This window comes from Shewanella sp. SM74 (assembly GCF_025653725.1).
In the GTDB taxonomy this organism is placed as follows: Bacteria; Pseudomonadota; Gammaproteobacteria; order Enterobacterales; family Shewanellaceae; genus Shewanella; species Shewanella oncorhynchi.
Map to the genome: position 1 here is coordinate 1 of NZ_JAKKRZ010000026.1, position 20,670 is coordinate 20,670.

Here is a 20,670-nt window from a genome sequence, read left to right on the forward strand (position 1 = left end):
ATGGCATTGCCCGGTAGCTACGTTCGGAATCGATAACCGCTGAAAGCATCTAAGCGGGAAGCGAGCCCTAAGATGAGTCATCCCTAGGAATTTAATTCCTCTAAAGAGCCGTTCGAGACTAGGACGTTGATAGGCATGGTGTGTAAGCGTTGTGAGGCGTTGAGCTAACATGTACTAATGACTCGAGAGGCTTAACCATACAACCCAGATGGGTTTTACAAAGAAGCCTTAGACAGAATATCGACACTTAATGAAGTGTGAACTCAAACAAAGCAAATCAGCTTTCCGAATTATTATTAACGTGGTCCAGAGATGGACACGGTAATAAACAGAATTTGCTTGGTGACAATAGCCTTGTGGAACCACCTGATCCCATCCCGAACTCAGAAGTGAAACGCAAACGCGCCGATGGTAGTGTGGGGTCTCCCCATGTGAGAGTAGGTCATCGCCAAGCGCCTAATTATCTCATTGAGATGTAACGAAGCCAGCTGAATAAGCTGGCTTTTTTGCATTCGCAATTTTTAGAAATTAGTCCGTTTTTCTTTCAGTTTGCATGTTTCTCCGCTATTTTTACTCACCAACTCACCAACTCACCAACTCACCAACTCACCAACTCACCAACTCACCAACTCACCAACTCACCAACTCACTAGCCATTTCAATTACTGAGTTCTTTGTCGGTCCTAGGATTTCCTATTTCGTTCTCGTCCTATTGCTTAATTCTGCGCATAAATAAACGCCTGAGCTCTAGCTCAGGTAGTACTGTTGCTTATCTTTTAAGATAGCCGTTCCACACACCAACCGTATTGCTAGGCACTGCTCTGTGTTGGTATCTAGGGGGCATTTAAGTTGATTTAATTTGCTGAATTGAACCCATTCCTCTTCTTCAAACAATGTCTTCAGAACAATATTCTTTTTATTTTGCCACTTAGTCAGATGGCAGTAGCTTGGATTGTTAAATTTGCATATTTTTTCACTTGGTTTATTCCTATGCTCGTTGTTTTCAATTTAGGAATCATTTTTTAGCCTAAGATATCACTTCAGCTTAAATCCAATATTATGCTTGTTTTACTATGGAATATTGAATTAATCGCTCGATTTATGAGGATTAATAACTTGCTGTCTGTGGATTTACTTAATATTGGTAAGACCAATTTACACTGATATGGTTTTTTTGTTATCAATTGGTTATGTTCGTAGCAGGTTGAGTTCAGCTGGTTTTCTTGTTGTGTGATTAGTTAGCTTTGAAATGTGATTTTTTATTCGATTTTTCTGGTTGGTGGTCGCTATGTGTCTGTTTACGGAAGAACCATCGTTTGTGAGCAGTTCATTTGATGAATTTTGAACTTGTAATGCGATAGCGATGATTTTGGGGCAATCGCGCTGTTGATAGGGATCTAGAGAGGAAGGGGTAGGGGAGCTATGGAGGATGTAACACAATCTTTATTGGATGCCGTTGGCATTATGTTTTTGGGGATGGGCTTAGTTTATTTATTTTTAAGTGTACTAATCCTTGGGATTCATTTGGTTGCGCGTTGGTGTGCAGTCGATGCTGCATCTGCACGTTTTGCTAAAAATCATGCTAAGAGTCAGCAGAGGGTAGCGGAATCTGATGCTAAACCTTTAGATCCAAGCTTGGTCGCTGCGATTTCACTAGCGGTAAAGCAGTATCGTTCACAGATTAAGTAATGGGGAGCAGTATGACTTTTGTATCTAATTCTACGACAGCAGTGGCTAAGCCATTATTTTTAACTGATGTCGTATTGCGGGACGCACATCAATCCATTTTAGCGACGCGCTTACGCATTGATGACATGTTACCGATAGCGCCACTACTCGATAAGATCGGCTTCTGGTCACTGGAATCTTGGGGCGGGGCGACTTTTGATGCCTGTATTCGTTATCTTGGTGAAGATCCCTGGGACAGAATTCGTGAGTTGAAAAAGGCAATGCCTGATACGCCGCAGCAAATGCTGCTGCGTGGCCAAAACTTATTAGGTTATCGCCATTATGCCGATGATTTAGTCATGCGTTTTGTTGAGCGTGCCCATACCAATGGCGTCGATGTATTTCGTATTTTTGACGCAATGAATGATGTTCGTAATCTCGAAACTGCGGTGAAAGCGGTGCGCCAAGTTGGTGGCCATGCGCAGGGGACGATCTCATACACCACAAGTCCAGTGCATACCATAGAGACTTGGGTTGATATGGCAAAACGTCTCGAAGATATGGGATGTGATTCTTTGTGTATCAAAGATATGGCGGGGTTGCTTAAGCCGATGGAAGCGTTTGAGCTTATCAGTCGACTCAAATCCCAAACGCAACTCGTGTTATCTATGCATTGCCATGCGACGACAGGATTAAGTACCGCCACTTATCAGAAAGCCATTGAAGCGGGTATCGATGTGCTCGATACGGCAATTTCGTCGATGAGTCAAACCTATGGACATACTGCAACTGAAACCGTTATCGCTATGGTGGAAGATACTGAGCGTGCAACGGGTTACGATATGGTGTTGCTTGAGGAGATTGCCGCTTATTTCCGTGAGGTGCGCAAGAAGTACGCTAAGTTTGAAGGCGCGCTGAAAGGCATCGATTCGCGGATCTTACGTGCACAAGTGCCTGGTGGCATGCTGACCAATATGGAGAGCCAACTAAAGGAACAAGGCGCGGCCGATAAGATGGACTTGGTCTTGGAAGAAATTCCCCGCGTGCGTGCTGACTTAGGTTTTTTGCCCTTAGTGACACCTACATCGCAGATTGTCGGCTCGCAGGCGGTCATTAATGTGTTGATGGGTGAGCGTTATAAGTCACTGACTAAAGAGACTGAAGGCGTGCTTAAGGGCGAATATGGCACGACACCTGCGCCAGTCAATGCCGCATTGCAAGCGAGAGTCTTACAAGGAGCCGAAGCCATTACATGTCGCCCTGCTGATTTATTAACGCCAGAGCTGGCTAAATTACGGCTTGAGTTAGCTGATAAAGCACAGGAACAAGGCATTCGCCTATCTTCAGAGCATGACGATGATGTGCTGACATATGCACTCTTCCCACAAATAGGATTGCAGTTCTTAAAGAATCGTGATGATCCGAGCGCCTTTGAGCCTAAACCTGAATTGACTTCGGTACTTGCTGCTTCTAATGCTGCGGATCGTGGTCCTGAAACCTACACGGTAACTGTCGAAGGGCAAGAGTACGTAGTTGAAGTCGCCACAGGCGGTGAGATCTCGCAAATTCAGCCACAGGGCCAAAGTGTTCATGCTGTGCAAGTTGTGACTGAGAGTACAACACCTGCAACAAGCCATGGTGAAATCAGGCTTGAAATGAGCGCGCCTTTGTCGGGCAACATCTTCAAAGTGCATGTTTCTCCAGGCGATAGAGTGTGTGAAGGCGATGTCGTGATCATCCTTGAGGCGATGAAGATGGAAACTGAAATTCGTGCACAGGGCGATGGCATTATCGCTAAGATTTGGGTGAAAGAAGGTGACTCAGTGTCTGTGGGTTCTCAATTACTGGCCTTGGCGTAGGAGTCATAATGGAAGGTTTAATAGCTTTTTGGGCCGAGACAGGTATCGCTCACTTTACTGGCGGGCAAGTGTTAATGATGGCCGTGGGCGCTTTGCTCTTGTATCTCGCCATCGTGCGTGGATTTGAGCCTTTGCTATTGTTGCCCATTGGTTTTGGTGCAGTGCTGGCGAACATTCCCCATGCGGGATTTACCGAAGAAGGTGGCATGCTGTATTACGCCTATCATGTGGGGATTGAGACTGGGGTGTTCCCACTGTTGATCTTTATGGGCGTCGGCGCGCTGACCGACTTTAGTGCCTTAATTGCCAATCCTAAAACTCTGTTGTTAGGGGCGGCTGCGCAGTTTGGGATTTTTGCGACACTGATTGGCGCAATAGCGCTGAACTTAGTGCCGGGATTTGAGTTTACCATGAAGGATGCGGCGGCCATTGCGATTATTGGCGGTGCCGATGGACCAACGGCGATTTTCCTTGCCTCAAAACTGGCGCCTGAGTTATTGGGTGCGATTGCGGTAGCGGCCTATTCCTACATGGCGTTAGTCCCTATTATTCAACCGCCGATCATGCGGTTACTGACAACTCAAGCCGAGCGCGAAATTAAAATGGAGCAGTTGCGCGAAGTCAGTAAGAAGGAAAAGATCATTTTCCCTTTGATGGTACTGGGATTAACGATTCTCTTCCTACCTGCAGCCACGCCGTTAGTGGGTATGTTTTGTCTTGGTAACTTGATGCGCGAATCGGGCGTGGTGGATAGATTATCGAAAACGGCGCAGAACGAGCTTATCAATATCGTTACGATTTTCTTAGGGTTAGCTGTCGGTTCTAAGTTATCTGCCGATCAATTCCTGCGGCTTGAAACCTTAGGAATTTTGGTATTGGGAGCTTTAGCATTTGGCATTGGTACTGCTGCAGGTGTATTGATGGCAAAACTGATGTGTAAGTTGTCGGGTGGTAAGATTAATCCGTTGATTGGTGCCGCAGGGGTGTCGGCTGTACCTATGGCAGCACGAGTCGTGAACAAGGTTGGATTAGAGGCCAACCAACACAACTTCTTGTTAATGCACGCCATGGGTCCCAATGTGGCGGGAGTGCTAGGTTCTGCTGTGGCTGCGGGGATTTTACTTGCCGTGCTGGGTTGATGACAGAGTGGGTTAACTGATTGGGCTTGACTGAGTGGGTAAATTTAGCGGGTTTATCTTCGAATTTATTCTAGTCGTTAACGCTGTTTTATCACTAAGGCCAACTCAGTATTGAGTTGGCTTTTTGTTAAGTCACTAATTTAGAAAATGAATCCTTGGTATTAACCTAAGCCGTTAACCAGAGTAATGCCATAAGGATTAAAATCAGCCCGCCACCTATACCGATAATGTAGATAAAACCTCGTCGGCCTTGTTTTAGTGTGAGTTTGTTGGCTTTTAAAAATAACGCCCAAAACAAACATAGGATCAGCGGGATAAGGAAGAGTCTCGTCATTGTCTGTTCTGCTAAAGTGTGAGTTAGAGTGGTTTTAGAGTCTAACAGCTTGATCTTATTTGAGTAACTTATTTTGCAGGAGATGAGGACTGTTAGGGTTGATTGGGGCTTTAAAGCCGACGGATTAAAGGCCGTTTGCAGGATAATAAAAAAGACCGCCGAAGCGGTCTCTTACTGTGGTCAATGGTACTGATGATTTAGCTTAATACTTTTTATACAGTATTGTTATTGCTACGAACTTACTGGTGTAACGTCTTGATTGTCGTTCGAATAGAACTGTACTTCATCGAGTTCATTTTCGGATTTACCAATCACAACAGCAGTCATCATATCGCCCGTCACGTTAGTTGCTGTGCGGATCATATCGATAATACGGTCAATCGCGGCGATAAAGGCAATGCCTTCTAGTGGCAGACCAATCACACCTAAGGTGACGGTTAACATCACCATCGCACTTCCTGGTACGCCAGCGGTACCAACAGAAGCCACTGTCGCAGTCACGGCGATCATCACATAGTCCAGTGTGTCGAGCGGAATATTGTAAATTTGAGCGATGAAGATAGCGGCTATCGCAGGGTAAATACCCCCACAGCCGTCCATATTCATGGTCGCACCTAATGGCATCACAAAGGCACTATAACGCTTTGATACGCCCATGGTTTCGACTGCGCGAGTACTCGCAGGTAAAGTACCAAAACTTGAGGAAGTACTAAAGGCGACTAACTGTGCTGGCATAGCTTTACGGAAAAATTGCAGTGGGCTTAAACCACCAACAAACTTCACTAACCCGCCATAAACGAAGATGATGTGGATAAAGGCGGCAATGTAGATAGCCCCGATAAACTTACCTAAAGGTAGTAGAGTCGATAAACCGTATTCACCGACAACCCAAGCCATTAAACCAAACACACCGATAGGGGTTAGTTTTAAGACCATGCGAGTCAGTTGGAACATGACTTCAGCACCTGCTTCAATGGTGCGTTTTAATGGCTCTGCTTTCTCGCCGACTTTATTGATAGCTATACCTACCAAAGCTGCAAACACGATAATTTGCAGTACATTGCCTTCAGCGAGTGAAGCAAAAGGATTGACAGGGATCATGTCGAGCAACACTTGTGCGAAACCGGGAATATTACGCTCGCGTACTTCAGTCGTTGTGAGTTGCATGGTGCCACCCATGTCGATCATTGAGCCCACAGCTAAGCCGATCAGAGAGGCGATTGTGCCTGTCAGCATGAACATACCCAAAGTTTTCAAGCTCAGGCGTTTCAGACTGGTTTGCGAGTTGAGCGATGTGATACTCACGACAATGGCACAAAATACCAAAGGCGCGACCAACATCTTAATGGCCCCAATGAACAGATCACCTAATGGTTTTAGCACTGTGGCGTTTTCACCTAAAATAACGCCAACGAGCGCACCTAAAATAAAGCCTGCTAAGACTTTTTGCCAAAACGGAATGCGGCTAATGGTTTGAAGGATCATGCATATTCCAGAAAAATAAATTAAGAGTGAGCCAATAGGCCTGCGATGATAGGATTCGTATTTAACGAGTTGAGCGTGATGTTAACGCGCGCTCAGTCATGCGCATGGTTATTGCCTGCCATAGTTAACTATTGTATCGACAGAGCTAGGGTTATAACAAACCGTTTTTCTTATAACTTATTGTGATAAGTGAGTTTGTTGTAAAAAGATTAAGTTAAACATTCAATTAACCCATGGCAAACCTCATCACATTGAATACAAAAAGAGAGATTTATCATTGAGTAAGCCATTATGACTGAGTTAGGCATTATGTTCTCCGGCGCTTTTTTAGCGGCGACTTTGTTACCGGGGGGATCTGAAGTCTTACTCGTGGCGCTATTAAACAAAACTCCAGAGGCTTGGGTTGCGCTGGTCGTGGTGGCCAGTATTGGTAACACGTTGGGCGCGATGACTAGTTTCTATTTAGGCCGCTTAGGTCGCCTCGCAAAATCACCAGAAGCGTTAGCGACAGGTAAACACGCAAAGGGGCTCACCTTGATTGAACGCTACGGCGTGTGGGCGTTGTTACTCTCATGGGCACCGGTTGTCGGCGATATTCTCTGTTTATTGGCGGGTTGGTTGAGGCTACCGCTAATACCTTCTTTGGTGATGATTTTAATCGGTAAAACAATTCGTTACTTAATTGTTGCCGCTGCCGTGCTGCAATGGATGGCATGATGGCGCTAGGATGCATTTAATGGTCAAGGGCGGGGAGTGTTTTTCCGTTTAGACTGAATTTACTGTATAGATAGGAACTTAGTGTCAATTTTGCGAGTCATAAATCCCAATGCTTAATCATTTAAGCGCACTATGACTAAACGCAGCACTATGATTATGAAGCTGTATTTTTGGCCCATTGATGTATGAGGGGAATGTTTTGAAGAAATGGATATTAGCGGTCGCAATTTCTGCCGCACTTGCGGGTTGTGCATCTGAAACGACTACGGCGAACTTGCCCGCAGGCGTTAAACTTATCGAAAATGTGCAATTGGCCGATTCGCAAGTAGGGATCCCCTACAAAAAGTACCAATTAGCCAATGGGTTAACGGTTATTTTACATCAAGATGATTCCGATCCCTTAGTGCATGTTGACGTCACTTATCATGTGGGCTCTGCTCGCGAATTAGCTGGGCGTTCGGGATTTGCGCATTTATTTGAACACATGATGTTCCAAGGCTCGCAGCATGTTGCCGATGAACAGCATTTTGAAGTGGTTACCGAAGCCGGTGGTACCCTAAATGGCACGACCAATACCGACAGAACCAATTACTTTGAGACAGTACCCAACAATCAATTAGAAAAAATGTTGTGGCTCGAGTCGGACCGTATGGGCTTTTTGTTGCCCGCACTCACTAGTGAAAAATTCGAAGTGCAGCGCGAAACCGTCAAAAACGAGCGCGCACAACGTATCGATAATCAACCCTATGGCCGCATGAGTGAGCGTTTTAGCCAAGCTATGTATCCTGTCGGTCATCCTTATTCTTGGCCTGTAATTGGTTGGCCGGACGATCTTAATCGCGCCACGGTTGACGATGTTAAACACTTTTTCCAACGTTGGTATGGTCCTAACAATGCGACCTTGACCATAGGTGGCGATTTCGATGAAATGCAAACCTTAGCTTGGGTCAATAAATATTTTGGTGAAATCCCCCGCGGTCCAGAAGTCTCGTTAGAGCAAAAGGCGCTGGTTAACTTAGACAAGACGCGTTACCTCTCCATGGAAGATCAAGTGCACTTGCCTTTGATCCGTATTGGTTTTCCAACTGTATACGCTAGACATTCAGATGAGGCCGCGCTCGATCTGTTAGCCAATATTTTAGGTGGTGGTAAAACATCCTTATTATATAAAAACTTGGTGAAGGACGGTTATGCGGTGCAGGCTAATGTGAGTCATCCTTGTCAAGAGCTTGCGTGTCAGATGTCGATTTATGCTTTAGCCAATCCTGAAAAGGGCGGCAAACTGGCGGATCTGGAGCAACGTATTCTCGACTCGATTAAGGAGTTTGAGCAACGTGGCGTTACCGATGACGATCTGCAAAAAGTCAAAGTGCAGTTTGAGGCTGATACTATTTATAGCCTGCAGAGTGTTTCTGGCAAAGTGTCGACTTTAGCGATGAACCAAACGCTGTCGGGCAATCCGAACATGATTGCCTCAGATCTGAATCGTTATGCCAATGTGACCAAAGACGATGTGATGCGCGTGTTTAAGCAATACATTAAAGATAAACCTATGGTGGTTATGAGTGTGGTGCCGCAGGGAATGACGTCACTTATTGCCCATGCGGATAACTTCACGCCTGCAACGTTGCCGATTGCACACTCTGCGGTAGAGGGGGATTTGCCCAAGCCTGAACTTGTTTCAAGTTTTGATCGGACTAAGATGCCTGCATCTGGCGTTGCACCTATGCTAAAAGTACCTAAAATTTGGACAAAAACCTTAGCCAATGGCATCGAAGTCATGGGCACTCAAAGTACTGAAACACCAACAGTTGAGTTAATTGTTTATCTCAATGGTGGCCACAGACTCATACCCGTCGAAAAAGCAGGCTTAGCAACGCTGACTGCGGAAATGCTTAATGAATCGAGCCAGAAGCGCAGCAGTGAAGCACTATCACAAGCCTTAGAAATGCTAGGTAGTAGTGTCGACTTTAGTGCGTCTGAATATCAAAGTTCGATCAAAGTATCGGCTCTGACAGCACATTTAGATGAGACGCTGGCGATTATGGAAGAAAAGCTGTTTCAGCCAGCATTCAGCGAAGCTGACTTTGCGCGAGTGAAACAGCAGCAATTACAACAGATCCAGCATATGCAGTCCGATCCTAGCTATCTGGCTGATACGGCGTTGTCGTCCTTGTTATACGGTAAAGACAATGCGTTAGGTGTGAATGATCTTGGCACGCTCGATTCTGTCGCGGCGCTTACGTTAGCCGATGTAAAAGCGTTTTATGCCCAGCAGTATCAAGGCGGCAACGCTAAAATTGTCACTGTTGCTAATTTATCTGAATCTGCATTGCTGCCTAAATTAGCGGGATTAAACCAGTGGAAAGGAGAAGCAGCTGTGGTACCGCCACTTAAGCCACTCCCTGCATTAAAAGGCGGCACAATTTATGTGATTGATAAACCTGGTGCGGCGCAATCGGTAATCAATATTGCCAAGCGCGCATTACCTTACGATGCCACAGGCGATTATTTTAAATCCTATCTGATGAATTATCCGTTAGGCGGCGCATTCAATAGCCGTATCAACCTAAATTTACGTGAGGATAAAGGTTATACCTATGGTGCTCGCACTCGTTTTACAGGCGGTGCTGAAGTGGGCGATTTTGTCGCATCAAGTAACGTTCGCAGTGACGTGACGGCGAAAGCACTCATTGAGTTTGTAAAAGAAATCAGTGCTTATCAGCAGCAGGGTATGACAGATGCTGAACTTGCCTTTATGCGTAATTCAGTCTCTCAAGGGCAAGCCCTTGATTATGAAACACCGTATCAAAAAGCGGGCTTTATGCGGATGATCCAACGTTACCAATTGAGTCAAGATTTTACGACTCAACAGGACAAGATCATTAATACTGTAACAAAAGATGAACTCAATGCCCTCGCGGCTTCCGAGCTAGATATCAATAAAATGGTGATTCTGGTGGTGGGAGATAAAGCGACAATTGAAGCGGATTTAGCTGTATTGGGCTATCCAATTGAAACTTTAGTATTGTAAATTAGTATTTCGCCCTTATATAGGTAGATAGACGGGGGCATTAGTTAACGACTATTTGCCCTATATTTACCGGATTTACATCGAAAGACGGTGACAGCATTAGCTGTCACCGTCTGCTTTTAATCATACAAGGTGTGAATTTGGCTTGCCCCACAGACAGGTTTAGATTTATTTTGAGGCATATTTTGCAAGATAAGCCTCAAAATAAAGGTCTGACTGTTAACCTTGTCGCGATAGCGAATCACCAATTAGAGAAGCGCAAATTGAAGTCATTCAATGAATTAGTACAACATCTCTCGGACGCCAATGGGCGCACCGCACTCTTGGGTATGTTACGTGGCATAGAACGTGAGGCGTTGCGGATTGATGAGTTTGGTTATCTCGCTACAGACTCGCATCCCGAAGCCTTAGGCTCGGCGTTAATGCATTCACGTATTACGACGGATTACAGTGAAGCCTTGCTCGAGTTTATTACGCCAGTAAATCACAATGTTGAGCAACTTCTCACTGGGTTAACTGAGACTCATGCCTTCAGCGTGCGCCACTTAAATGGTCAGCGTTTGTGGCCCGTGAGCATGCCTTGCTATGTGAAAGATGAGCAACAGATCCCCGTTGCCCGCTATGGCTCATCGAATACTGGCATGATGAAAACCTTGTATCGTAAGGGGTTAACCTATCGTTATGGTGCCCTGATGCAGATCATCTCTGGGGTGCACTTTAACTTTTCGGTATCGCAAGAATTATGGCAAAGCCTGTATGAGTTAAGTGATAAAGAGTTAACTTACGATGATTTTATTTCCGAATCCTATTTCGGCTTGATCCGTAACTATCGCCGTTTAGTGTGGGTACTACCTTATTTATTTGGTGCCTCGCCAGCGTTATGTAGCTCCTTCATTAAAGATCAAAAAACCGACCTCAAGTTTGAAAAAACGGGCCATGGAACTCTGTATCTGCCCTATGCTACTTCGTTGCGTATGAGTGATTTAGGCTACACCAACAAAGAGCAAGAAGATCTAAATATCAGCTATAACTCTTTGCCTGAGTATCTGGCTGGCGTGAATGCTGCCACTAAAATGCCTTCAGCAAACTTTGCGAATATCGGCGTTAAAGTCGATGGTGAGTATCGTCAACTTAATGCCAATGTATTGCAGATTGAAAACGAGTTCTACTCGCCAATCCGTGCGAAACGGGTCACACGTAGTGGCGAGAAACCGTCTGAAGCTTTGGCCCGTGCTGGGGTGGAATACATTGAAGTGAGAGCGCTGGATGTTAATCCATTTAGCCCAGTTGGCATTGAGGCGACACAAGTGCGTTTCCTCGATTTATTCTTACTCTATTGTTTATTAACGCAGTCGCCTAAGTCTGAGGCGAGCGAAGAGGCGAGATTAAGCGCAAATCTTAAAGCTGTGGTGCTTGAAGGCCGTAAACCAGGGCTTGAGTTATTAACTGCAGACGGTTCACGTTCGCTTAAATCTTGGTTAGAAGAGTTGTTTGATGCCTTGCAACCTTTGGCTGTATTGCTCGATGGTGAGGGGACGGATTATCAAGTGGCTTTGGCCCATTGGCGTAAAGCGGCTGAAGATCCGAATTTAACCCTGTCGGGACAAGTACTTCAAAACGTGATCAACAAGGGCCAAGATCATGGTCAGTGGGTAATGACGTTAGCGCAGCAATACTACCAATACTTTATCGATTATCCCTTGTCGAGCGAGACCATAGCGCAGTATCAAGCTGAAGCATCCAGTTCGCTTAACAAGCAAGCTGAACTAGAGGCGGCGCAGAGTGCAGTTTCATTCGATGATTATCTGGAAGATTACTTTGGAGTGAAGCCGTGAAAGAGGGGTTATTCTCTTTCACTGGCCTACGTGCCCGCGCAGCTTTGATTGTGTTCAGTGCCTTGTTATCTGGCTGCGCCGCGTCACCTGAAGACCCACTGGGCTGTGGTACTGTGTCGGGTTATTTGCAGCCCGATGCCAGTACTCACTGGTATCGAGTTGTGGTGACCCATTTAAACGGGCAGGCAGTCGTTTCTAAGCCTAATTATCAGTTAGCGCCTGGCGAATATGAATTTACCGTTGCGGAGCTGATTGATGATCCAAGTTTGTCAGTCACGCTTGCCGCGCGGACACCCAAAGTATTCAAGCTCAATGTCGAAAGTCATCAGCGTTATCATATCGGTGCGTTATTTCACACCGATAAGCGCTATATGGGTAAAGACACTGCGTATTGGGAACCCGGCGTGTGGCAGCAAGAAGATCATGAGTGTCAGTTTGAGCTGAGTCCCGAAACGAAATAGCCAAAGTGTTAAGTTCAAGTGGTAAGCCAGCAACATACGATTTAAGTCATATTGATTTAGCCCCTAGCGTTGAGATCTTCTAAGCGCAAAAAGGCTTTTTATGCTTGCCTCAGCCTGAGTCTATGACATCATGGCGCGAGCTAACTCTCCAAAGAACATGATATTAATGAATAAATCCTCCGTTATCTTACTCTGCGCAAGTCTCGGCATCTTGTCAGGTTGCGCGACATCTCCGCCTAAGTCTCCCGAAAATTTGTGTGAGATATTTCAAGAACACCGAGATTGGTACGATGCCGCTAAAGATGTCCGTGATAAATGGGGTGTGCCAGTGCATGTGCCGTTAGCTATGATGTATCAAGAGAGCTCATTCAAGCACAATGCCGCGCCACCGATGGAATACTTTTTAGGTTTTATCCCTATTGGCCGTGCCAGTGATGCTTATGGTTATGCGCAGGCTAAGACCATGACGTGGGATGATTATGTGCGTGAGACGGGAAACAGTTGGTCGAGCCGCAGTGATTTCGATGATGCCTTGGATTTTATGGGCTGGTTTATTAGTAAAACCCATAAGATAAATGGCGTATCTAAATGGGATGCGCGGGCGCAGTATCTTAATTATCACGAGGGCTGGGGCGGTTATCGCCGTGGCAGTTATAAATCTAAGGCGTGGTTAGTGAAAGTGGCGAACAAGGTGGATGCGAGGTCGAAACGCTACGCGGCTCAATATAAAACCTGCCAAGAAGATTTAGATTCATCTTGGCTGTGGCGTTTATTTTTGGGTTAAGATTACGTTTTTATATCATTGTCAGCCACTTAAGTGATAATGGCTGACTGTCGGTGTTCAATTTAGATATTTAATCGAGATAGCTAATCGAGATAGTAAACTCAAATCTTAAACTCAGATATTCAACTCCGACGCTTACTGATTGTTGATATTAGCCTTTTGACATCGGCTGCAGCAACTGACTTCAATTGATTTATTGCGCTTTCACTGCGAAGGTTTCTAATGCCTGAATGGCTTTTTTCTTCGCACGCTTTTGCTCATACATAGCATGATCTGCAGTCTTAAAGGATTGATACCAATCGGCTTCGAAGGGGGCAATACCAAAACTAAAACCTAGGCTAAGCTCTGAACCTTGATTCAAGGTTTTGCGCATATCATCTAAGTCCTGTTCAATTTGAGCTAACGGCCCATGGCATAAAGCGACAAACTCATCGCCACCAAAACGGGAAATAATGCCTTTATTTTGCCAATAGGTGAGCATGGCGGTGGCTGTTCGCTTGATGGCAACATCACCCATCTGGTGCCCATAGGCATCATTAATGGACTTGAGATTGTCCATATCGATAATAATTAAAAAACTGCCTAAGTGAGGTTTGTGCTGCCAGTGGTGCAGTTCATCTTCAAAATTCTTTCGATTATAAAGTCCTGTTAATGGATCAAAATTGGCGAGTTTAGTGATCTGCAGTGACTTCTGATAGAGCGCAATGGCATTGCTAGCTTCGTGAGTTAGGATAGAGACAAGATTGCGGTCGTAATCGCTAAAGGCGCCAAGGCTACTGCTATCGAGATTGAGCATGGCATACAGTTTGCCATCAATACGAATAGGGCTAGACAGGGTTGAGCGTATCGGCTGCTTCGACACTGAGAGTAACACTTTTTGATCATCTTCCGTTAAGGTGCTAGCCGCATTGATATTCTTCATATCATTGATGACCACCACTTGATCGCATCTCCCTTCAGTGAGTCGATATTCAAAAGTTTGCTCTAAGGTAAAATCCAGTTGTCTGAGCTTTACTAAATCGAGCCCCACGACAGATTCAAAATACAGTTTATTATTCACCTCGTTGATTTTAATGATGCTGCCCATTTCGGCACCATTAATCACGTACACGGCTTTATTGAGTAAGGCGTCCAGAAAGGCATGCTCATTTTTATAATGGCTCGAGAGATGGGCGAGTTCATAGATGGCATCGTTGATGGTGACGACTTGCTCTAAATGCTGCCATAGTCGAGTTAAACGACCCTGATGCAAATAGTAAATTAGGCTGTAGGCAAAAATATAAATGATGCAAACAAACAGTAAGGGCAGGATAGTCCAATTTTCTGTGGGTGCATTAAAGATAAACAGCAGGATGAATAGACATATCGGCACTATAAGCAGTAGCAGATGATAGCGATAATCTAAGCGATCTATGGTCTTACGTTTGAAATTATCCCTTAATTTCACTCGACTATTCCTTTATCTGTGTCATTGCTAGTAATCATTGAATGCTATACATCACTAACGTATTCACACTGAGTTCAGTTAAGTATATAACGAAAATTGAAATATAAACTGATATGAAACTGTGAACAATTTCATATCAGTGATTTTGGTACTAAATACTGAATTAACGCGAATTTTCTGCGTATTCGGCCAATATCCAAGCTAATGGTGCTTGGTATTGGATTGGCATCCAAGTTTGCAGTGCGGCTATGCTCTGGTTGAGCACAGTTTGATTTGGCACTGATAGGTTTAAATGTCCGACTTTACGACCCGGGCGAACTTCTTTGTTGTACCAGTACAACTCAGCATTGGGCAAACTTAACCAGCGAGGGTCATTATCGATACCGATAAGGTTGACCATAACACACTGAAAATTCACTTGTGGCTGTGGGATCGCAATTCCGCAAAGTGCTCTAAGATGCAGCTGGAATTGATCCATATGGGTTCCGGCTTGAGTCCAATGGCCAGAGTTGTGCACTCGCGGCGCCAGCTCATTCACCAATAACTCATCACCAACACGGAAGCATTCCATCGCCATCACGCCAACGTATTCAAGCTCGTGCATAATGGCGCTGAGCATAGCTTCGGCTTGGGCTTGTAAGGGGCTTAAGCGTGCCAGTGGCGAAATCGACGCCATTAAAATGCCGTCCTGATGCAAGTTCAGCGTCAGCGGATAAAACACACATTCGCCTTTGCGAGTACGCACGCCAACCAATGATACTTCTTCATCAAAATTAATCGCTTGCTCAGCAATCGCAAGGTTACGCCAATCGTTTGGAATATCACCCGCTTCGGCTTCTTTTAGCCAATGTTGACCTTTACCGTCATAACCCCCAGTACGGCGTTTCATCAAGACTCTAGGACCATAGTGCTGATACAGGGTATCGACTTGGGTGTTATCGTCAACTAAGGTCCAAGGCGCTGTGGGAACACTGAGCTGGTCGAGTAGACTTTTTTGGCTAAAACGGTCGGCTAAACGGCTAAATACCGGACCATTAACAAAATGGGGGTGTGAGCTGAGTTGTAAACTCAGGGCGGACTCTGGCCACTGTTCGCGCTCGGCGGTAATAATGTCGTGGGGCGCGAGTGGTAGAATGTCATCCGTAGGCGTCATGATATCGACGGCGTTAACTTCAATCGCTAATGGCTCACCAGCGTGGGTCAACATGGCGCCCAGCTGACCATTACCTAATACCCAAACCTTAGGTTTAGTGTTTGTCTGGGTCATTAGACTTCCCTCGGGTCTGGATTGTCCAGTACCGCACGGGTCTGTTCTTCTCTGAAAGCGTCAACACGAGCCGCTAATTCTGTATCGTTATTCGCAAGGATTTGGCAGGCCAATAATCCCGCATTGAATGCGCCCGCTGTACCTATGGCTAAGGTGCCGACGGCGATGCCTTTTGGCATTTGAACGATAGACAATAAGCTATCCATACCTGACAGGGCTTTACTTTGGACTGGTACACCTAATACGGGTAAGCGAGTTTTAGAGGCAATCATACCGGGTAAGTGCGCTGCACCACCGGCGCCACCAATGATGATTTTAAAACCACGTTCGGCGGCAGAGGCTGCAAACTCCATGAGTTTATCTGGCGTTCTATGGGCGGAAACCACTTCAACATGATAAGGCACTTGCAGTTTATCCATTATCTCAGCGGCGGCTTCCATCGTGGGCCAATCACTTTTAGAACCCATAACAACAGCAACAAGGGCTTGCATGATAACTCCTTAACTCACTAATTTTAATTATATTTTGACCTTGTTTCAGGTCTAGGTACAGTTGATGCTTGTCTAGCCGTCATCGGTAGCTAGCATCATGGCGCTGAATAATACCATGATCCTAGCGATTTCTGCCCGTTTTTGCGTGTGAAAAAACGTCTTTCGCGGCGATGAATAGGTGAGGTAATTGAGCAATAAAAAAGACCAACACTGAGGTTGGCCTTTGAGATAAGTCAGCAACATTAAGCCCTGAGATCGTGCTACTGGTTTACTGTGTCTGCTTATCCGCAGTGATTTCAGTTTGCTGAGTGATAACTGGCGCTTCTGTCATTGCCTCACGTAGGGTCGAGTAAAACTTCAATACACCTTCAATTGGCTGGATCTTGGCTCTTGCCAGCGTTCGGATGGGCTGGAACTGCAGATCGGCGATAATGAGCTTAGTTTTATTCGCTTTGCATTTTTCAATCAGTTTCGTCAGTGCGGCTAATCCTCCCGCATCCAGAATAGATACTCCATCGAGATAAAGCACTATCACTTGTTTATCTTCGGTGAGACTCGCGATTTCGGAGAAAATGCGGTCAGCAGCAGCGAAGAATAGCGGCCCGTTAATTTTGAGGACAGCCCAATCGGCAGGTAGCTCTTGATCCACATAACGCTTGTTGGTGCTGATATCGTAAAGCTTTGTCATCTCGGCAATTTCTTTCATAAACAGCAAGGCAGCAAGGATAATTCCCACACTGATAGCGATCACCATGTCGAAAATAACCGTTAATGAAAAGCAACTGACAAAAACCATGATATCACTGGTGGGCGCAGTTTTAATTAAATGTAGTGCCTTGTGGGCTTCACTCATGTTCCAAGCCACAACAAGTAGCAGGGCTGCCATGGCTGACATGGGCAAATAAGCTAATACGCCCGCTAAGGCGACTAAACCAATTAAGACTACTATGGCGTGGATCATCGCCGCTATCGGGCTCTGAGCGCCCGCTTTGACGTTTGCCGCGCTACGGGCAATTGCTGCAGTGGCCGGAATACCACCAAAAAACGGTGTGATGATATTACCTATACCTTGGCCTAGTAATTCACTGTTGGCACTGTGACGTTTACCTGTCATGCCATCGAGCACCACTGCACAAAGTAGCGATTCAATTGCGCCTAACATGGCAATGGCAAAGGCGGCAGGTAATAAGGCTTGAAAGGTCGCGAGATTAAACTGAAAGGCTTGGCCATTCGCGCCAGCTTGCAGCCAAGGCCATTCGAAACTGGGTAATACGGCAGGAATTCCCATGCCTGTGGTGCCATCAATCAGTTGATAGTGAAAACGGGTTCCTATGGTTTCTATATCTGCACCCATGGCATTGAGAACCAAGGCGAACATAGTGCCGAGTATAATAGCTGGAAGGTGCGCTGGCACGGGTGTTTTGAGTTTTGGCCAAAGTAGCATAGTCGCTAAGGTCGCGGATGCTACCAGTAGGCTAGGTAAATGCACCGAGGGTAGGGCTTGAGCTAATGTCATCAACTTAGCCAGATATTGCTCTGGCATCTGGGCTATATCGAGTCCGAAAAAATCTTTGAGCTGCAAGGTCGCGATGACGACACCTATCCCCGCGGTAAAGCCTAAGGTGACGGATTCAGGGATATACAAAATTAATCGGCCAAGTCGCAGCATTGCCATGCCGACGAGTATCATTCCGGACATTACAGTCGCGATTAATAATCCAGCTAAACCAAACTGTTGGGCTATCGGATAGAGCAATACTACGAATGCCGCTGTCGGGCCTGACACGCTATAACGTGAGCCGCCAGATATGGCGATAATAAAACCGCCGACAATCGCAGTGTATAAACCGTATTGAGGTGCTACTCCACTGGCAATGGCTAATGCCATTGCTAACGGAATGGCAATAATGCCGACAGTGAGACCTGCAAGAAGATCTTGCCCAAAACGTTTAAACGAATACTTATCCTTCACGCAAGCTTCTGTGAGTGCGTGGGCGATTCTTAGGGAAAACAAATGAGCTGAGTGTGACACGAGTGGGTCCCATAGCGAGGCGAGTAACAAGCTTCTATTTTAGTGACCTGATACAAGACGCAGTGTGAGCTTGATTACAAAAACGATTGAAAATACTTTGTTTTGTATAAATAGTGTGCTTGGAGGCTGTTTGATTCTCATTTAAGAGTGGTTTGTAAAATATTTTGATACTTTAACCCTTTTAGTCATTTGCGCCGTTTACAGCCTTAGGTCAACATCAAAGGCATTCAACATGAAAACAATATACTCCCAGAAAACCATTGCACATTCCTTATTACCTTGGGGAAACGCCAGCATATCGGCGAGCAATAGCGCAGCTTTATTCTTAGTCATGCTGAGTTTAACGGCCTGTGGCGGTAAAGGCTCTGAGGCTCAACAACGACAAGCGGAGCAGAGTCATAAAGAAGTGTCACTGCGCCGTGCTGAAATGCGTGATGCTACTCAGATTGAGATGGCCAGAGTCGCGGCGCCGATGCAAATGTCTACCCATGGTGCAGTGATGGGAATGAACATAGCCCCAACGCCGTCAGACTATGCCGCGATTCCGTTAGCACAAAATAAATTCGAGCCGCTGGTGCAAAATGGCATCATGGTGGCAGGAGAAATCCCAGTATCGACTTTTTCCATCGATGTCGATACTGGCAGTTATGCCACCTTAAGGCGGATGCTGAGGGAAGGGCGCTTGCCCGAGAAAGGCACTGTCAGAGTTGAGGAAATGCTTAATTATTTTGCCTACGATTATCCCTTACCTGCTAAAAATGCCGCGCCGTTTAGCGTTACGACAGAGCTTGCGCCATCCCCTTATAACGATGACATGATGCTGTTACGGATTGGTCTTAAAGGGTATGACTTACCTAAATCTCAATTAGGCGCGAGTAACTTAGTCTTTTTGCTCGATGTGTCAGGTTCTATGGCATCTGCAGATAAATTGCCTTTACTGCAAACGGCATTAAAACTGTTGACGGCGCAATTAAGCGCGCAGGATAAAGTTTCTATTGTGGTTTATGCTGGGGCTGCTGGTGTAGTGCTCGATGGCGCGTCGGGTAATGACACTCAAACTTTAACCTATGCGTTAGAGCAATTGAGCGCAGGTGGTTCAACCAATGGTGGGCAAGGAATAACACAAGCTTATCAATTGGCGAAAAAGCATTTCATCCCCCATGGTATTAATCGAGTCATCCTCGCGACTGATGGTGATTTCAACGTTGGTATGACAGATTTTGATGATTTGATTGCCTTGATTGAGAAGGAAAAAGATCATGGTATTGGCCTGACAACCTTAGGGTTTGGTTTGGGGAATTACAACGATCAACTCATGGAGCAATTAGCGGATAAGGGCAATGGCAACTATGCCTATATCGATACCCTGAATGAAGCTCGAAAAGTGTTGGTGGACGAGTTAAGTTCAAGCTTGTTCACTATTGCTAAAGACGTCAAAGTGCAAGTGGAGTTTAATCCGGCCTTAGTGTCTGAGTATCGTCTAATCGGTTATGAGAATCGTGCTTTAGCACGGGAGGATTTCAACAACGATAAGGTGGATGCGGGCGAAATTGGCGCGGGTCATACAGTGACTGCCTTATATGAATTAAGATATGTTGAAGCAGGGCAGATGGCGAATGATAAACTCAGATATGGCGTTGATGCTCAAACGGGGCAAGAAAAATACAGCCGTGAAGAAATCGCTTTCCTTAAACTGAGATACAAGTTGCCAGAACAAACACAGAGTCAGTTACTGAGTTATCCCATCAGGTTAGACCAAAATGTTAATCTGTTAGAACAAGCGAGTGATGATTTTAGATTTGCAGCAGCGGTTGCAGGATTAGGGCAATTACTGAATGGCAGCCATTATCTACATCAATTTGATTATACTAAGTTAAGCCAGTTAGCACGTTCGGCATTAGGGGACGATCCCTTTGGATATCGCCATGAGTTTGTGCAATTAATGGAAACCGCCGCGGCCATAGAGCAATCTAATCATGTGCCGATTAAGAAGGTATTCGATGGTACGGATAAACCTTTTCCTCCCCAAGATAAGCTTCATGGCGAGCCTGTGAGAGACAAGAGCAATACGCGCAATGAGAGATTACAATAGTAAAAGTAAATTCGTGTGGCTAACC

General features: G+C 45.5%; 15 protein-coding genes and 2 rRNA genes. 11 read left to right on the forward strand and 6 right to left on the reverse strand.

All coding sequences use genetic code 11. The annotated features are described in order from the left end of the window. From L5M49_RS20040 to L5M49_RS20060, 5 genes are all read left to right on the forward strand, one after another. Nucleotides 1-199 (forward strand): 23S ribosomal RNA (locus tag L5M49_RS20040); the annotation flags it as partial. A 139-nt stretch (nucleotides 200-338) separates the two neighbouring features. Further along, a 5S ribosomal RNA gene (rrf, locus tag L5M49_RS20045) occupies nucleotides 339-454 on the forward strand. Between the two features lie 968 nt (nucleotides 455-1,422). Next, nucleotides 1,423-1,689: an OadG family transporter subunit gene (locus L5M49_RS20050; RefSeq protein WP_168823576.1), complete on the forward strand. Its 267-nt coding sequence runs from the start codon at nucleotides 1,423-1,425 to the stop codon at nucleotides 1,687-1,689. Nucleotides 1,690-1,700: 11 nt separating this feature from the next. Continuing rightward, nucleotides 1,701-3,527, forward strand: a complete 1,827-nt coding sequence (oadA, locus tag L5M49_RS20055) for a sodium-extruding oxaloacetate decarboxylase subunit alpha (RefSeq protein WP_168823574.1) — start codon at nucleotides 1,701-1,703, stop codon at nucleotides 3,525-3,527. An 8-nt stretch (nucleotides 3,528-3,535) separates the two neighbouring features. After that, on the forward strand, nucleotides 3,536-4,666 hold the full coding sequence (locus L5M49_RS20060) for a sodium ion-translocating decarboxylase subunit beta (RefSeq protein WP_168823572.1): 1,131 nt from the start codon (nucleotides 3,536-3,538) through the stop codon (nucleotides 4,664-4,666). A 166-nt stretch (nucleotides 4,667-4,832) separates the two neighbouring features. On the opposite strand, the gene L5M49_RS20065 is transcribed toward L5M49_RS20060, so the two are convergent. Together L5M49_RS20065 and L5M49_RS20070 are read right to left on the reverse strand one after the other, a co-directional pair. Continuing rightward, nucleotides 4,833-5,000, reverse strand: a complete 168-nt coding sequence (locus tag L5M49_RS20065; protein WP_168823570.1) for a hypothetical protein — start codon at nucleotides 4,998-5,000, stop codon at nucleotides 4,833-4,835. Nucleotides 5,001-5,231: 231 nt separating this feature from the next. Further along, nucleotides 5,232-6,485, reverse strand: a complete 1,254-nt coding sequence (locus L5M49_RS20070) for a dicarboxylate/amino acid:cation symporter (protein WP_168823567.1) — start codon at nucleotides 6,483-6,485, stop codon at nucleotides 5,232-5,234. A 291-nt stretch (nucleotides 6,486-6,776) separates the two neighbouring features. Between L5M49_RS20070 and L5M49_RS20075 the strand changes: the two genes are divergently transcribed. The 5 genes from L5M49_RS20075 to L5M49_RS20095 all read left to right on the forward strand — a co-directional run bounded on the left by L5M49_RS20075 (nucleotide 6,777) and on the right by L5M49_RS20095 (nucleotide 13,316). Continuing rightward, nucleotides 6,777-7,202, forward strand: a complete 426-nt coding sequence (locus L5M49_RS20075) for a YqaA family protein (protein WP_168823565.1) — start codon at nucleotides 6,777-6,779, stop codon at nucleotides 7,200-7,202. Between the two features lie 181 nt (nucleotides 7,203-7,383). Next, nucleotides 7,384-10,236, forward strand: a complete 2,853-nt coding sequence (locus tag L5M49_RS20080) for a M16 family metallopeptidase (RefSeq protein WP_168823563.1) — start codon at nucleotides 7,384-7,386, stop codon at nucleotides 10,234-10,236. A gap of 185 nt (nucleotides 10,237-10,421) precedes the next feature. Further along, complete coding sequence (gene gshA, locus L5M49_RS20085) at nucleotides 10,422-12,071, forward strand: glutamate--cysteine ligase (RefSeq protein ID WP_168823561.1); 1,650 nt, start codon at nucleotides 10,422-10,424, stop codon at nucleotides 12,069-12,071. Further along, entirely contained in the window at nucleotides 12,068-12,532 is a 465-nt protein-coding gene (locus tag L5M49_RS20090; protein ID WP_168823560.1) for a hypothetical protein, read from the forward strand. The genes gshA and L5M49_RS20090 overlap by 4 nt, the downstream gene beginning before the upstream one ends. Nucleotides 12,533-12,698: 166 nt before the next feature. Then, nucleotides 12,699-13,316 carry a hypothetical protein gene (locus L5M49_RS20095; RefSeq protein WP_168823558.1) on the forward strand — a complete coding sequence of 206 codons (618 nt, stop codon included), beginning with the start codon at nucleotides 12,699-12,701 and terminating at the stop codon, nucleotides 13,314-13,316. Nucleotides 13,317-13,509: 193 nt separating this feature from the next. On the opposite strand, the gene L5M49_RS20100 is transcribed toward L5M49_RS20095, so the two are convergent. From L5M49_RS20100 to dauA, 4 genes are all read right to left on the reverse strand, one after another. Next, nucleotides 13,510-14,763, reverse strand: coding sequence for a sensor domain-containing diguanylate cyclase (locus L5M49_RS20100; RefSeq protein ID WP_263266714.1), 1,254 nt, complete (start codon nucleotides 14,761-14,763; stop codon nucleotides 13,510-13,512). Between the two features lie 163 nt (nucleotides 14,764-14,926). Beyond that, nucleotides 14,927-16,030, reverse strand: a complete 1,104-nt coding sequence (gene purK, locus L5M49_RS20105) for a 5-(carboxyamino)imidazole ribonucleotide synthase (RefSeq protein ID WP_168823556.1) — start codon at nucleotides 16,028-16,030, stop codon at nucleotides 14,927-14,929. Continuing rightward, on the reverse strand, nucleotides 16,030-16,521 hold the full coding sequence (purE, locus tag L5M49_RS20110; protein WP_168823554.1) for a 5-(carboxyamino)imidazole ribonucleotide mutase: 492 nt from the start codon (nucleotides 16,519-16,521) through the stop codon (nucleotides 16,030-16,032). Before purE ends, purK begins: the two co-directional genes overlap by 1 nt. A 268-nt stretch (nucleotides 16,522-16,789) precedes the next feature. Beyond that, complete coding sequence (gene dauA / locus L5M49_RS20115; RefSeq protein WP_263266715.1) at nucleotides 16,790-18,553, reverse strand: C4-dicarboxylic acid transporter DauA; 1,764 nt, start codon at nucleotides 18,551-18,553, stop codon at nucleotides 16,790-16,792. A 232-nt stretch (nucleotides 18,554-18,785) separates the two neighbouring features. Between dauA and L5M49_RS20120 the strand changes: the two genes are divergently transcribed. Further along, nucleotides 18,786-20,645 (forward strand): vWA domain-containing protein, encoded by a 1,860-nt coding sequence (locus tag L5M49_RS20120; RefSeq protein WP_263266716.1) that lies wholly within the window; start codon nucleotides 18,786-18,788, stop codon nucleotides 20,643-20,645. The last annotated feature ends 25 nt before the right edge of the window (nucleotides 20,646-20,670 follow it).